Source organism: Chromobacterium sp. INPA-IVC (assembly GCF_059047085.1).
Window position 1 is genome coordinate 120717 of the sequence record NZ_JBTNLS010000005.1, and the last position, 12838, is coordinate 133554.

Annotated in this window: 14 protein-coding genes and 1 tRNA gene; 11 read left to right on the plus strand and 4 right to left on the minus strand. The window is 65.3% G+C overall.

Annotated features, from left to right (window positions below; all coding sequences use genetic code 11):
* Window positions 1–26 precede the first annotated feature (26 nt).
* Window positions 27–102: transfer RNA gene (locus tag ACX17K_RS10290), tRNA-Ala, on the minus strand.
* A 204-nt stretch (window positions 103–306) separates the two neighbouring features.
* Here ACX17K_RS10290 and hpnC point away from each other — a divergent pair.
* The 9 genes from hpnC to ACX17K_RS10335 all read left to right on the plus strand — a co-directional run bounded on the left by hpnC (window position 307) and on the right by ACX17K_RS10335 (window position 7779).
* Window positions 307–1119: a squalene synthase HpnC gene (gene hpnC / locus ACX17K_RS10295; protein WP_493774706.1), complete on the plus strand. Its 813-nt coding sequence runs from the start codon at window positions 307–309 to the stop codon at window positions 1117–1119.
* A gap of 69 nt (window positions 1120–1188) precedes the next feature.
* On the plus strand, window positions 1189–2034 hold the full coding sequence (hpnD, locus tag ACX17K_RS10300; protein ID WP_493774707.1) for a presqualene diphosphate synthase HpnD: 846 nt from the start codon (window positions 1189–1191) through the stop codon (window positions 2032–2034).
* Entirely contained in the window at window positions 2031–3302 is a 1272-nt protein-coding gene (gene hpnE / locus ACX17K_RS10305; protein WP_493774708.1) for a hydroxysqualene dehydroxylase HpnE, read from the plus strand. Before hpnD ends, hpnE begins: the two co-directional genes overlap by 4 nt.
* Entirely contained in the window at window positions 3299–4060 is a 762-nt protein-coding gene (locus ACX17K_RS10310; protein WP_166438231.1) for an SDR family oxidoreductase, read from the plus strand. The genes hpnE and ACX17K_RS10310 overlap by 4 nt, the downstream gene beginning before the upstream one ends.
* A 14-nt stretch (window positions 4061–4074) precedes the next feature.
* The gene (locus ACX17K_RS10315; RefSeq protein WP_493774709.1) at window positions 4075–4620 is read left to right on the plus strand and encodes a hypothetical protein; all 546 of its coding nucleotides are present in this window, start codon (window positions 4075–4077) and stop codon (window positions 4618–4620) included.
* Window positions 4621–4691: 71 nt separating this feature from the next.
* Window positions 4692–6053: a DNA repair protein RadA gene (gene radA / locus ACX17K_RS10320; RefSeq protein WP_493774710.1), complete on the plus strand. Its 1362-nt coding sequence runs from the start codon at window positions 4692–4694 to the stop codon at window positions 6051–6053.
* Between the two features lie 4 nt (window positions 6054–6057).
* Entirely contained in the window at window positions 6058–6618 is a 561-nt protein-coding gene (locus ACX17K_RS10325; protein WP_104947555.1) for a sigma-70 family RNA polymerase sigma factor, read from the plus strand.
* Window positions 6615–6809 carry an anti-sigma factor family protein gene (locus ACX17K_RS10330; protein WP_493774711.1) on the plus strand — a complete coding sequence of 65 codons (195 nt, stop codon included), beginning with the start codon at window positions 6615–6617 and terminating at the stop codon, window positions 6807–6809. Before ACX17K_RS10325 ends, ACX17K_RS10330 begins: the two co-directional genes overlap by 4 nt.
* A gap of 64 nt (window positions 6810–6873) precedes the next feature.
* On the plus strand, window positions 6874–7779 hold the full coding sequence (locus tag ACX17K_RS10335; RefSeq protein ID WP_493774712.1) for a hypothetical protein: 906 nt from the start codon (window positions 6874–6876) through the stop codon (window positions 7777–7779).
* Window positions 7780–7827: 48 nt separating this feature from the next.
* On the opposite strand, the gene ACX17K_RS10340 is transcribed toward ACX17K_RS10335, so the two are convergent.
* Window positions 7828–8181, minus strand: coding sequence for a DUF2325 domain-containing protein (locus tag ACX17K_RS10340; protein ID WP_021477625.1), 354 nt, complete (start codon window positions 8179–8181; stop codon window positions 7828–7830).
* 258 nt (window positions 8182–8439) lie between these two features.
* On the opposite strand from ACX17K_RS10340, the gene ACX17K_RS10345 reads away from it, so the two are divergent.
* Window positions 8440–9231 (plus strand): transporter substrate-binding domain-containing protein, encoded by a 792-nt coding sequence (locus ACX17K_RS10345; protein ID WP_493774713.1) that lies wholly within the window; start codon window positions 8440–8442, stop codon window positions 9229–9231.
* Window positions 9232–9277: 46 nt separating this feature from the next.
* On the opposite strand, the gene ACX17K_RS10350 is transcribed toward ACX17K_RS10345, so the two are convergent.
* Window positions 9278–10240, minus strand: a complete 963-nt coding sequence (locus ACX17K_RS10350; RefSeq protein WP_493774714.1) for an SPM autocatalytic domain-containing protein — start codon at window positions 10238–10240, stop codon at window positions 9278–9280.
* 104 nt (window positions 10241–10344) lie between these two features.
* Window positions 10345–12027, minus strand: coding sequence for an ABC1 kinase family protein (locus ACX17K_RS10355; RefSeq protein ID WP_493774715.1), 1683 nt, complete (start codon window positions 12025–12027; stop codon window positions 10345–10347).
* A gap of 60 nt (window positions 12028–12087) precedes the next feature.
* Here ACX17K_RS10355 and ACX17K_RS10360 point away from each other — a divergent pair, with 60 nt between their 5' ends.
* Window positions 12088–12822: a C40 family peptidase gene (locus tag ACX17K_RS10360; protein WP_343479221.1), complete on the plus strand. Its 735-nt coding sequence runs from the start codon at window positions 12088–12090 to the stop codon at window positions 12820–12822.
* The last annotated feature ends 16 nt before the right edge of the window (window positions 12823–12838 follow it).

Sequence of the window (12838 nt, forward strand, 5' to 3'; positions counted from 1 at the left end):
GGCTTGTTTCATTGTGAAGCAGTTATTGGTGGAGATAAGCGGGATCGAACCGCTGACCTCTTGCATGCCATGCAAGCGCTCTCCCAGCTGAGCTATACCCCCGTTGGTCCATCGCTGCGTTCACAGTGCTGAGCATTCTATGCGTGTCTTTTGGGCTTGTAAATACCTTGCCGTGCAAAAAGTGAAAATTGCCGCGATGGCGCTGTCGGCATGGCTCAGGACATGCGGGCATGGCATTGTCAGCGGGCAGGACGCTGCAAGGGGGCGTCGGGTATAATCGGCGGCCCGGATACGCAGGAGGGCGCGATGTCGGTCGGCCACTACGAGAATTTCCCGGTGGGTTCGCTGTTGCTGCCGCGCAAGATGCGGCGCGCGGTCCACGCCATCTACCATTTCGCCCGCTATGCGGACGACGTGGCCGACGAGGGCGACGCGAGTCCTTCCGAGCGTTTGGCGGAGCTGGACCGCCTGGAGGCCGATCTGGACCGCATCGGGGCGGGCGAGCCTCCCCGGATCGAACTGATGGTGCCGCTGGCGGCGGCCATTGCCGAGCACGCTTTGCCGCTGCAGCCATTTCGGGATCTGCTGTCGGCCTTCCGCCAGGATGTGGTGAAGACCCGTTACCAGAGCTTCGCCGAACTGGTCGACTACTGCCGCCGCTCCGCCAATCCAGTCGGCCGGCTGATGCTGGCGCTGTACGGCGAGACCGACGCGCGCAGCCTGGCGCAGTCCGACGGCATCTGCACCGCCTTGCAGCTGATCAACTTCTGGCAGGATGCGGCGGTGGACTGGGGCAAGGGCAGGGTTTACCTGCCGCAGGAGGATCTGGCGCGTTTCGGCGTGGACGAAGCGCAGATCGCCGCTGGCCGTTTCGACGCCAAATGGCGCGCGCTGATGCTGTTCCAGACCGAGCGGGCGCGCAAGATGCTGCAGGCCGGCGCGCCGCTGGGCAGAACGTTGCGCGGCAGGCTGGGGCTGGAGTTGAGGCTGATCGTGATGGGCGGCGACCGCATTTTGCACAAGCTGCACGCGTCCGGCGGCGATGTGTTCGGACAGCGGCCCAAGCTGGGCGCTGGCGATTGGATATATATGATGTGGCGGGCGTGCCGGGCCAAGTGAGCCGGCGCGGCGCCGGAAACGGAATGAGTCTGGCTCGGAGACGGGCCGGCGACAGTTGGGGAGAGGCGCGTGACGCCCGATCAGTATTGCGAAGACAAGGCCGCGGCCAGCGGCTCCAGTTTCTACTACAGCTTCCGCTTTCTGCCCGAAGAGCGGCGGCGGGCGATAACCGCGCTGTACGCGTTTTGCCGCGAGGTGGACGACGCGGTGGACGAATGCCATGACCTGAGCGTGGCTCAGGCTAAATTGGCTTGGTGGCGCGGCCAGGTGCAGCGCGCCTACCGAGGCGAGGTGGATCACCCGGTGATGCGCGCGCTGTTGCCGCATCTCGAAGCGTTCCAGCTGCCGCAGTCCGAACTGGAAGAAATCGTCGACGGCATGGAGATGGACCTGAGCATGGTCCGCTATCAGCGTTTCCAGGACCTGCTGCTGTACTGCCACCGGGTGGCAGGCGTGGTGGGCAAGCTCGCGGCGCGCATCTTCGGCTATAGCGACGAGCGCACGCTGGAGTACGCGCACGAGCTGGGGGTCGCCTTCCAGCTGACCAACATCATCCGCGACGTCGGCGAGGACGCGCGGCGCGACCGCATCTATCTGCCGATGGAGGAGCTGCAGCGCTTCAACTGCCCGGCGATGGATATTCTGCATTACGAGGAAAGCGACGCCTTCAAGTCGCTGATGGCATTCCAGATCGAACGCGCGCACGAGCATTACCGCAAGGCCTGGGAGCTGCTGCCGGCGGCGGACCGCAAATCGCAGCGCCCGGGGCTGCTGATGGCGGCCATCTATCGCGCCACGCTGCGGGAAATCCAGCAGGATGGTCCGGCGAAAGTGCTGAACCAGCGGCTGTCGCTGGGGACTGGCCGCAAACTGTGGCTGGCCTGGAAAACCTGGACCTTCGGCTACAAGCCGTGAAACCCAGGGTGGCGGTGGTGGGCGCCGGCTGGGCCGGGCTCGCCGCGGCGGTGGAACTGGCCGGCCATGCCGATGTCACCGTCTATGAGGCCGGGCGCGAACCTGGCGGCCGCGCGCGCTGCATCGGGCGCGCGGAAGACAGGTTTGACAATGGTCAGCACATTTTGCTCGGCGCTTATGCAGAATGCCTGCGCCTGATGCGGACAGTCGGCGCCGATCCCGACCGCTTGCTGCTGCGCAAGCCGCTGCAGTGGCGGCGGGAAGGGGGGCTGAGCCTGGACTGCCCGCGCCTGCCCGCGCCGCTGCATCTGGCCGCGGGATTGCTGGCGGCGCGCGGCCTGGGCTGGCGCGACAAATGGCTGCTGGCGCGCGCGCTGGACGGCTTGCGGCGCGGAGGCTACCGGCTAGCGCGCGATTGCAGTGTGGCCGAATGGCTGGCGGAGCAAGGCCAGAGCCGCAGGCTGCGCGACGATTTCTGGCGGCCGATGGTGTTGTCGGCGCTGAACACGCCGCCGGAGCGGGCGTCGATGCGGGTGCTGGCCGCCACGCTGCGCGACAGCCTGGGCGCGCGGCGCGCGGACAGCGACCTGTTGTTGCCGGCGGCGGGGTTGTCGGCGCTGTTTCCCGCCCCGGCCTGGCGCTGGCTGGCGGAGAGGGGAGCGGATCTGCGCGCCGGCCGCCGGGCGCGGCGCATCGCCCCGCTTCCGGATGGTCCGCAAGTGGACGATGAAAGGTATGATGCGGTGATAAGCGCCGTCGCGCCCTACCATGCGGCGGAACTGCTGGATGATCCGAAGTTGCGCGTGGCGCTGGAGGCTTACCGCTACTGGCCGATCGCCACCGTCTACCTGCGTTTCGATGTTTCGCCGCGGCTGCCGGCGCCGATGATGGGCGTCAGCGGCGGCGGCATGGACTGGCTGTTCGACCGGGAGGCGCTGGCCGGCGAGGCCGGCCTGGTGGCGGCGGTGCTCAGCGCGCCGGCGGCGCTGCCGGACGCCGATGAATTGGTCGCCCGGGCGCTGGCCGACGCGCGCCGGCTGGCGCCGCATCTGGCCGAACCGGTCTATAGCCGGGTGATCGTGGAGAAGCGGGCGACGTTCGCCAGCGAAGTCGGCCTGGAGCGGCCGGCGGCGCGGACAGCGCAAAAGGGAATCTATCTGGCCGGGGATTGGGCGCATCCCGATTATCCGGCGACGCTCGAGGGGGCGGCGCGCAGCGGCGTGGCCGCGGCGGCGGCCGCATTGCAGGACTTAGGAATAGAACCATGACGATGAAGACCGAGTTTGCCCAAGACGCGCTGGCAGGGCGCGTGATCCTGATCACCGGCGCCTCTCAGGGCGTGGGGCGCGAGGCCGCGCTGGCCTTCGCCCGCCATGGCGCCACCGTGGTGCTGCTGTCTCGCAGCGTCAAGGGGCTGGAGAAGGTCTACGATGAAATCGTGGCGGCCGGCGGGCCGGAACCGGCGGCGGTGCCGCTGGATCTGCTGAACGCGGGCGAGAACGAATTCAACCAGCTGGCGCTGACCATCAAGCGCGAATTCGATCGTCTGGACGGCATCGTGCATTGCGCCTCGCATTTCTACGCATTGTCGCCGCTGACCAACCAGACCATAGAAGAATGGATGAACCAGTACCGGATCAACACCGTGGCGCCGTTCGCGCTGACCCGCGCCTGCCTGCCGCTGCTGAAGGACGCGCCGGATGCGTCGGTGCTGTTCGTCGGCGAGCATCATGCGCTGCATCCGGCGGCTTACTGGGGCGGCTTCGGCGCGTCCAACGCCGGCTTGCCGTACCTGACCAAGGTGGCGGCCGACGAATGGGAGATGTTGCCCAATCTGCGCGTCAATCTGTTGCTGCCGGGGCCGGTCAATTCGCCGCAGCGCAACCGCACTCATCCGGGCGAGGACAAGAGCGAGCGCGCCGATCTGGCGGATTTGATGCCGCATTTCTTGTACTGGCTGGGCGGCGACAGCCGCGGCCGCAGCGGGGAAGTCGTGGAGCTGGATCTGCGCAAGCCGCGCGGCTGAAACGGGGAGAGGGCATGAAGAGACTGCTGTTGTTGGCCTGCGCGCTGCTGCTGGGCGGCTGCAACTACGTGAACAGCGTGACCGGGCTGAGCAAGGATTCGGACAAGGCGATAGGCGCGGCCTGCCGCCAGACCGGCCGTTCGCTGGAGGAGTGCTACCAGCGCAATCCGAGTGCGGACAAGGCCTTCATCTACGCCGGCTGGCGCGAGATGAACGAGTACATGGCCAAGAACAAGCTGGAAACGATGGAGCCGCTGCCCGAGGTAGCGGCGCAGCCGGCTTCCGGCCCGACGCCGGCGATGGCCGGCAAGCGGTCGGCGAGCGGCTCCACCTCGTCGGCCGGGCAGACCGGCCTGCCCGATCTGATGAGCAGCGAAGAGGCCGATCGCGCGGCCAAGAACGATCCCCAGGTGGCGGCGGTGATGCGCGCGATACGCAATGGCCAGCCGGACGGCCAGGCGGCCAAACACTCATCGTCGGCGCCGCCCGAAGACCAGAAGCGTCTGCTCAACATCATTCAGGAATTGAACAAATCCGACTCGGGGCGCAGCCCGGGTTGAAGTTTTTTGACTGCCGGCTTCGCGCCGTCCTGCTATCCTTCCGCCTTTGATTCACCCTGAATCCTTCCCTGATGGCCAAGAACAAAACCGTATTCAGCTGCACCGAGTGCGGCGGACAATCGCCCAAGTGGCAGGGCCAGTGCCCGCACTGCAATGCCTGGAACACGCTGACCGAGGCGGTGGCCGCTCCGGCCGCGGCCGGACCGCGCTTCCAGTCCTGGGCGGCCAATGTCACCAAGGTGCAGAAGCTGTCCGAGGTGCAGACCGCGGAAACCCCGCGCGATCCGTCCGGCATCGACGAGCTGGACCGCGTGCTGGGCGGCGGCATCGTCCGCGGCGCGGTGGTGCTGATCGGCGGCGACCCCGGCATCGGCAAGTCCACGCTGCTGTTGCAGGCGCTGTCGCAGATCGGCCAGAACCGCAAGGTGTTGTACGTGTCCGGCGAGGAGTCGGCGCAGCAGATCGCGCTGCGCGCCTCGCGGCTGGCGTTGGATACCAGCAGTGTCGACCTGCTGGCCGAGATCTGCATCGAAAATATTCTGGAGACGCTGAAGCGCGAGCAACCCGAGGTGGTGGTGATCGACTCCATCCAGACGCTGTACACCGAGCAGGTGACTTCGGCGCCGGGCTCGGTGTCGCAGGTGCGCGAGTGCGCGGCGCAGCTGACGCGGATGGCCAAGCAGAGCGGCATCACCGTGCTGCTGGTCGGCCACGTCACCAAAGAGGGCTCGCTGGCTGGTCCGCGCGTGCTGGAGCACATGGTGGATACCGTGCTGTATTTCGAGGGCGACTCCCATTCCAGCTACCGGATGATACGCGCGATCAAGAACCGCTTCGGCGCGGTCAACGAGTTGGGCGTGTTCGCGATGACCGATCGCGGCCTGAAGGGCGTGTCCAATCCGTCGGCCATCTTCCTCTCATCCTACCGCGACGATGTCGCCGGCTCCTGCGTGCTGGTGACGCAGGAGGGCACCCGGCCGCTGCTGGTGGAAATCCAGGCGCTGGTCGACGACTGCCACGGCTTCCAGCCCAAGCGGCTGACCGTGGGCCTGGAGCAGAACCGGCTGGCGATGCTGCTGGCGGTGCTGCACCGCCACGGCGGCGTGGCCTGCTTCGACCAGGATGTGTTCCTCAACGCGGTGGGCGGCGTCAAGATCAATGAGCCGGCGGCCGACCTCGCCATCATCCTGGCCATGGTTTCGTCCTTGCGCAACAAGGCGCTGCCGGAGAAGCTGGTGGTGTTCGGCGAAGTGGGCCTGGCCGGCGAGGTGCGGCCGGTGACGCGCGGCCAGGAACGGTTGAAGGAAGCCGCCAAGCTGGGCTTCACCCGCGCCATCGTGCCCAGCGCCAACAAGCCGCGTCAGGAAATCGAGGGCCTTAAGGTATTGGCCGTGGACCGCCTGGACCAGGCGGTGGAATTCTGCAGGGAGTAAGCGCATGGTGGATCCGCAAGCGATAGAACAGGAACGTCCTTATCTGCTGCGTTACGCGCTGGCCCAGCTGCGCGAGCGCGACGCGGCCGAGGAGGCGGTGCAGGAGACGCTGCTGGCGGCGCTGGAGTCGCGGGATAACTTCTCCGGCAAGTCTACCCTGCGCACCTGGCTGACCTCCATTCTGCGTTTCAAGCTGATCGACGCCCTGCGCCGCAAGGGCAAGGAAAAACTGTTCGAATCCTTGGATGACGAGTGCGACGACAGCGACTTCGACGGCTTGTTCACCCAGGACGGCCATTGGCGCGAGCCGATGCGCGCCTGGAGCGGGCCCGAGTCGCAGCTGGTGTCGAAGCAGTTCTGGCAGGTGTTCGAGGAGTGTTCCAAGGTGATGCCGCGCCGCACCGCGATGGTGTTCGCGATGCGCGAGGTGATGGGCATGGAGATCGCCGACATCTGTAACAATCTGGAGATCACCGCGACTAACTGTTCAGTGCTGTTGTACCGCGCGCGCATGAGCCTGCGCGAGTGTTTTTCGATACGCTGGAGCCGGGAGGACGAGCGATGAAGTTGAATTGCCGCGCGGCCAGCCGGTTGATATCCGCCGGACTGGACCGCCCGTTGAGCATGGGTGAGCTGCTCAAGCTGAAAATGCATTTGATGTTGTGCGGCAACTGCAGGCAGTTTTCGCAGCAGTTGGGCATGCTGCGCGATGCCGCGCGCCAGGCGGGGCGGGGAGACGAAGCGTCCGGCGATTGATGCTTTTGACATTTTCATCATCGCTGGCGACACTGGGCCTTTCTTGTTTGGAAAGGCCTTTTTCATGTCCGCCCTTGCCGTTCTCGATGCCTTGATGCGAACCCATGACGACTACCCGGACGAGGCGATCGCGCAATTGCCCGGCTTGCTCGCATCTCCGGATCTTCCTGCAGCCTCTCTGCCTAGGGCGGCGTGGCTGGCCAACCATCTTTTGGGCGAGAAGAAAGGGGATTGGCGCGGCGCCTGGGCTTTGCTGAAGAGGCTGCCCCTGGCCGAGGCCGGCCCGATATTGCTGCGCCATTGCGCAGTAGCCGCCACGCTGGCGGGCGACGCGCTGGGCTCCTGGAAGCTGGAGCGGCAATGGCTGGCGGGCGGCGCGAACGCGGAGTGCGTGCGTTTGGCGCTCAGGCTGGGCGTGCTGCAAGGGGCGCAGGGCTCGACGCCGCTGCCGGAGCTGTTGTCGGAGTTTTCCGCCTTGCTGGCCGCGCTGGAGCTATGCGAGGCAGGTGAGCTGGACGCCGCGTTGGCATCCTTGTTGACGAACATCGTCTCGGCGCTGCTGGAGCGCGGCGAGCTGGACATCCGCGATTCGTCCTGTGCGGAAACCTTGTCCAGCGGCGCGCGGATCGCCAGGCTGCTGTGGGGGCGGGTGGGCAGCTGGGTGAACCATGAGCGGGCGGAGTACCTGCTGGCGTTGACGGCGAACCGTTTCGAGCGTTGGCGGGACGGTTTGCAGGCCGCCGACGCCGGCCTGGCCTTGATCGCCGCGAACGGAGAAGAGGACGTGGATCGCGCCTTCCTGCTGCTGGAGCGGGCGAGGGCGCTGCGGGGATCGGGCCGAGAAGCGGAAGCGGAGGAGGCTTATGCTGCGGCGCAGGCGCTGGCGGCATTGTTCAGCGCCGATCTGCGGCCTTGGTTCGACGATTGCGCGCGGCGGGCAAAAAGAGAGCCGGCTGCGGCCGGCTCGTGAATCTACAAAGGTAAGAGCTTAGAGAAAAATCTTGCTGAAACAGATGCTTCAACGCTTGCGTTTGATCGGCTTGTCGCCGCCGCCGCGTTGCGGGCAAGCGGCGCAAGGCTGCTCGCACATGCCGGCACCGGTCAGCGATTGCTTGAGCGCGCAGACCGAACGCCGACAGGCGATGAAGCGGATCTGCTGTTCGGCCGCCAATTCGCGGAAGTGGCGCATGACATTGTGGCCGAGGAAGTCGGTGAACAGGATCAGGAGGTCGGTGCCGGCGGGCAGGCGGTCCACCTTGCGTTGATGCGAGCTGTTGCGGCCGCTCAGATGGCGGTGGATGGTGATGCCGTAGTTCTGCAGCACGTCGGGGATGTTGCCTAAGGTGTCGGCTCCAACCAGCATGGCATTCATCGAACTTCTCCTGTGTGAGTTTTTGAAAATGATAATAATTATCATTCGCAGAGTCAATCCCGTTTTTCAAGGTCTTTTTTCTTCCGCCATCGGATGATCCGATTTCTTCTGGCCATGCCCGGAGCGTGAGTTATGGCGCAAAGCATTGCGTGTAAAGGATTTTTCCGGATTTGCCCTGGCCGCCGGATGGCTATCGCCTATGGTGTAAGGAATGGTTTTTGCCCTTAGTGCCAGTGTGGCGGCGGAGCGGGAGGCGATATGAGTTTGGCCGGTTGGAAGGGATGGGCGCTTTGCGCGTTGTTGCTATTGCCGCAGTTTGCGGCGCAAGCCGGCGGCGAGGAGTGGGCGCGCATCCGGCGCGACGGCGCGATGCAGATCGGTCTGGAAGGCACGTTTCCGCCCTATAGCCAATTGGCGAGCGGCCAGCTGCAGGGCTTCGAGGTGGACTTCGGCCGGGCGCTGGCCGCGCAGATGGGCGTGGCGGCGCGCTTTCAGACCATGGTGTGGGATCATATGCTGGACAATCTGGCCGCCGGCCGGATGGATGTGGTGATCAATCAGGTGGTGGCGACACCGGAGCGCAGGAAGCGCTTCGAATTTTCCATTCCCTACACTTATTCCGGGCTGCAGCTGGTAGTGCGCAAGCCGGATTTGCCGCGCTTCCATGGCGCAGGGGACCTGGCCGGCGCCCATGTCGGGGTCAGCGCGGGCACCAATTACGAGCAATGGCTGCGCGACAACGCGCCGCAGGCCCATATCCATCTTTACCCTGACGATCCGACGAAGTACGACGGCCTGCGCCGCGGCGAGGTGGACGCCATCGTGATCAACCGGCTGGCGGCCTTCAACCTGGCGCAGAAGACGCAGGGCGAGCTGGCGCCTGCCGGCCGCATGCTGGCGCGCGAAGACGCCTGCGTGGTGTTGCGCAAAGGCAGTCCGCAACTGTTGGCGGCGGTGAACCGGGCGATAGGCCATCTGCAGCGCGACGGCACCTTGCAGACGCTGTCGCGCAAGTGGTTCAAGGCGGATATCGTCAGCCGGCCGCAGTAGGCGGCCGGCCCGAGAGCGATGCTTTCGCGCGGGCCCCCGGCTGCGCTCAGCCATAAATGTCCAGCTGGCTGATCATGCCGGCCTGTCCATCCTCCTTGACGAATACGCCGGCGCGCCGCATTTGCGCCTGCGGATCGGCGTCGCTTGGATTGGCGCGCATCGTCAGCGGGGCATCCACGCTGGGCAGCAGGATGGCGCCGATGCCGGCGTCCTTCAGCGAAATCAGCTGATCCTTGCCGTCGCTGCCGCGGCCGGTCCAGATCTTGAGTTGGGCGAAGGCGGGGTCGTTCTCGTCGATCACGCCGTCGTGGTTGCTGTCCAGCTTGGCCAGGTCGGCGAAGCCGTTGCCGGACTGCGGCCCGAACAGCTCGCTGCCGTCATTGATCTTGCCGTCGCCGTTCTTGTCCAGCGCCAGCCAGCCGCCCTGGCTGGAGAAGGGCAGATTCACCATCTGGCCGTTGTTCTGCAAATCGAAGCTGACGCTGGCGCCGCTCAGGCTGCCGGCGGCGCCGCCAAGGTTGACCATCAGCGGATCGCAGCTTTTCTTGCCGCCGGATTGGTAGCTCTGGCTGCTGTGGTATTGGTAGCTGCTCTGCATCTGCATGTTCAGCGAGAATTGCAGCTGCTTGCCGTCCTGGGTAGTGATCTGGCCGTTGGCGGTGAAGCTCAGCTGCTGCTGTTGCTGGTAGTCGATGTCCTGCTGCGCGCTGACCGTGGGATCGGGGATGACGGAGAGTTGAGAATTCTCGGGTTGGAGCGGGAACAGGCGCAGCAGCTTGAAATGGACGCCGAAAGCCTTTTCCAGTATCGCCTCGATCAGGCTGTAGACCGCGTCCTTGTCCGAGCTCAGCTGGTCCAGCAGGCTGGTCTGCGTCGCCTGGCTGCTCAGCTGCACGTTGTCGGCGGCGGTGGGTTGCGGGGAGGTCACGGAGAGGGTTTGGGTGACGCTGAGGGATTGGCTCTGGCTGAAGCTGCTGCCAAGGCTGACGGAGGCGGAGGCGATTTTCATGGCGGCGTCCCTTAAGGTGTACCCCCTCGCTATCGACCCGCCTCCGCCCGACTTGATGCCGCAGTTTCCCGTATTGCCAATGGTTCCGATGCTTGTTCCGGCGGTTATAAGTCCTTGCCCGAGCGCCAGATCGACCAGACCAGCCACACGCTGTTGAACAGCGCCAGCATGAAGCCGAAGAAGCCGAAGAAGGGCAGGCCGAACAGCTTGGGGCCGGCGTTGACGGTCATCACGATCGACGAGCCTATGATCAGGCAGCCGGTGACGATGCCCATGGTCAGCCGGTTGCTGCTGCGGTCCAGCTGCTTGCCGAAGCTGTCCAGCCGCTGCAGGTCCAGATTGACGCGGAACTTGCCGTGGCGCATGTCGCGGCCGATGCGGACCAGGTCGCGCGGCAGGCCGGCTATCATCTCCAGCCCTTCGGACAGCGACTGCCGGCCGCGCTTGAGCAGCGCCGCCGGATGGTAGCGGGCGACGATCAGCTCCTTGACGAAGGGCGTGATGTGCGCGACCAGCTGGAATTCCGGGTTCAACTGCCTGCCCAGGCCTTCCAGCGTCACCAGCGCCTTGAACAGCATCGCCATGTCCGGCGGCAGCACGATGCCGTGATTGCGGATCAGCGCCATGATGTCGCCGATCAACTGGCTGATGTTCAGCCCCTTCAGCGGCACATGCTCGTACTGGAACATGAACTCGCCGACCTCGTCGGCGAATTTCGGCATGTCCACCGGCGTGTTGCCGGTCCATTCGACCAGCACGTCGATGATGCCGTGCTCGTTGCGCTCGGCCACCGCCGACAGCAGGTCGACGATTTCGTCGCGCCGCACGTGGCTGATGCGGCCGACCATGCCGAAATCGATGAAGGCGATGCGATGCTCGGCCAGGAAGAACACGTTGCCGGGGTGGGGGTCGGCGTGGAAGAAGCCGTTGACCAGGATCATCTTCAGCACCGCATCGGCGCCGCGCTGTGCCAGCAGCACCGGGTCCAGGCCGCTGTCGCGCAGTCGGGCGAGATCGCTGGCCGGCACGCCGTCGACGTAGCTCTGCACGTTGACCGCGGCATTGGTGTATTCCCAATGCACCCTCGGCACTTCGACGAAGGGGTCGTCGATGAAGTCCCGGGCGAAGCGCTCCATATTGCGCGCCTCGATCGCCAGGTCCAGCTCGCGGCGCAGCGAACGCGAGAACTGGGCGACGATGCCGGACGGCTGATAGCGGCGCAGCTCGGGAAACTCCAGCTCCAGCAAGTGGGCCAGATGGGCGACGATGCGCAGGTCGGCCTCCACCTTGTCGGCGATGCCGGGCCGGCGCAGTTTCACCGCCACCTCGCTGCCGTCCTTCAGGCGCGCCCGGTGGACCTGGGCGATGGACGCGGAGCCTATCGGCTGCATGTCGAACTCGGCGAACAGCTGGTCGGCCTCGGCGCCCAGCGCGTCGACTATCAGCTTGCGCACCATGGCCGGCGGCAGCGGCGGCACCCGGTTCTGCAGCTTCTCGAATTCGTCTATCCAGTCAGGGGGGAACACGTCCACGCGGGTGGACAGGATCTGGCCCAGCTTGATGAAGGTGGGCCCCAGCTCTTCGAAAGCCAGCCTCACCCTTACCGCCGTCGGCTGGCCGGATTCGCGGTCCGGCAGCGACAGGTTCAGCCATTCGCCGGCCTTTTCCATCGCGCGCGGCAACTTCAGCCGCTGAGCGAACTCTCCCAGTCCATGACGGATCAAAATTCCGCTGATTTCTCTTAACCGCGGTAAGTCCCGCATTGCAATCAAGGTTTCCCGAATCATGTGCTTTTCGCCGTCCCGCTTGGCTTTACACTACCGGTCCCGTCCGATAGAGTGCGGCCTATGAAATTGCAACTCCGCTTATCAGCGCTGGCGCTGGCGGGCTTCATGGTTTTTGCCCAGGCCGCGCCAGACAAGGCCCCGACCGAGGGGAAAGCCGCCGCCGACAGTTCGGCGACGGACAAATCGGACGATCCCATCTCCAAGTACGCCGCTCCGCAAGAGGATGCGGTGGGCGACTTGCTTTTGCAAGCGATGAGCCTCTTGGGCGTCGCTTATCGCTTCGGCGGCAACACGCCGGACGACGGCCTGGACTGCAGCGGCTTCATTCGTTACGTGTTCCAGAAATCGCTGCGGGTGAACCTGCCGCGCACCGCGGCCGAAATGGCCCGGGTGGGCAAGTCGGTCGGCCGCGGCGAACTGATGCCGGGCGACCTGGTGTTCTTCAACACGCTTGGTCGCAATTATTCCCATGTCGGCATCTACATGGGCAACAACAAATTCATCCACGCGCCGCGAACCGGCAAGAACATCGAGGTGTCGAACCTGTCGCAGAGCTACTGGACCGCGCGTTACAATGGCGCGCGCAGGGTCAATCGTAGCACCGCCTTGCAGGCCGCCGATACTTCCGATGACGTCAGCGTGAAAAGCGCGGCGAAGCCGTCTCCGGCGCCGGAAGCGGCGAAATGCCGCAAAGGCAGGAAATGCAAGGCGGCCGCCGAGCCCAAGGGCAAGAAAGGCGCCAAGGCGCAAAAGGCGGCGAAATCCGTCGGCAAGAAGAAAAAGGGCCGGCACTGAGCGGTCCGGCCGAGCG

Excerpts from the sequence above, each read along its gene's own strand:
- radA (WP_493774710.1), top strand. The coding sequence starts at position 4,692 with ATGGCCAAGAACAAAACCGTATTCAGCTGCACCGAGTGCGGCGGACAA.
- hpnC (WP_493774706.1), top strand. The coding sequence starts at position 307 with ATGTCGGTCGGCCACTACGAGAATTTCCCGGTGGGTTCGCTGTTGCTG.
- ACX17K_RS10310 (WP_166438231.1), top strand. The coding sequence starts at position 3,299 with ATGACGATGAAGACCGAGTTTGCCCAAGACGCGCTGGCAGGGCGCGTG.
- ACX17K_RS10345 (WP_493774713.1), top strand. The coding sequence starts at position 8,440 with ATGAGTTTGGCCGGTTGGAAGGGATGGGCGCTTTGCGCGTTGTTGCTA.
- ACX17K_RS10330 (WP_493774711.1), top strand. The coding sequence starts at position 6,615 with ATGAAGTTGAATTGCCGCGCGGCCAGCCGGTTGATATCCGCCGGACTG.
- ACX17K_RS10335 (WP_493774712.1), top strand. The coding sequence starts at position 6,874 with ATGTCCGCCCTTGCCGTTCTCGATGCCTTGATGCGAACCCATGACGAC.
- ACX17K_RS10325 (WP_104947555.1), top strand. The coding sequence starts at position 6,058 with ATGGTGGATCCGCAAGCGATAGAACAGGAACGTCCTTATCTGCTGCGT.
- ACX17K_RS10350 (WP_493774714.1), bottom strand. The coding sequence starts at position 10,240 with ATGAAAATCGCCTCCGCCTCCGTCAGCCTTGGCAGCAGCTTCAGCCAG.
- ACX17K_RS10360 (WP_343479221.1), top strand. The coding sequence starts at position 12,088 with ATGAAATTGCAACTCCGCTTATCAGCGCTGGCGCTGGCGGGCTTCATG.
- ACX17K_RS10315 (WP_493774709.1), top strand. The coding sequence starts at position 4,075 with ATGAAGAGACTGCTGTTGTTGGCCTGCGCGCTGCTGCTGGGCGGCTGC.
- ACX17K_RS10355 (WP_493774715.1), bottom strand. The coding sequence starts at position 12,027 with ATGATTCGGGAAACCTTGATTGCAATGCGGGACTTACCGCGGTTAAGA.
- ACX17K_RS10340 (WP_021477625.1), bottom strand. The coding sequence starts at position 8,181 with ATGAATGCCATGCTGGTTGGAGCCGACACCTTAGGCAACATCCCCGAC.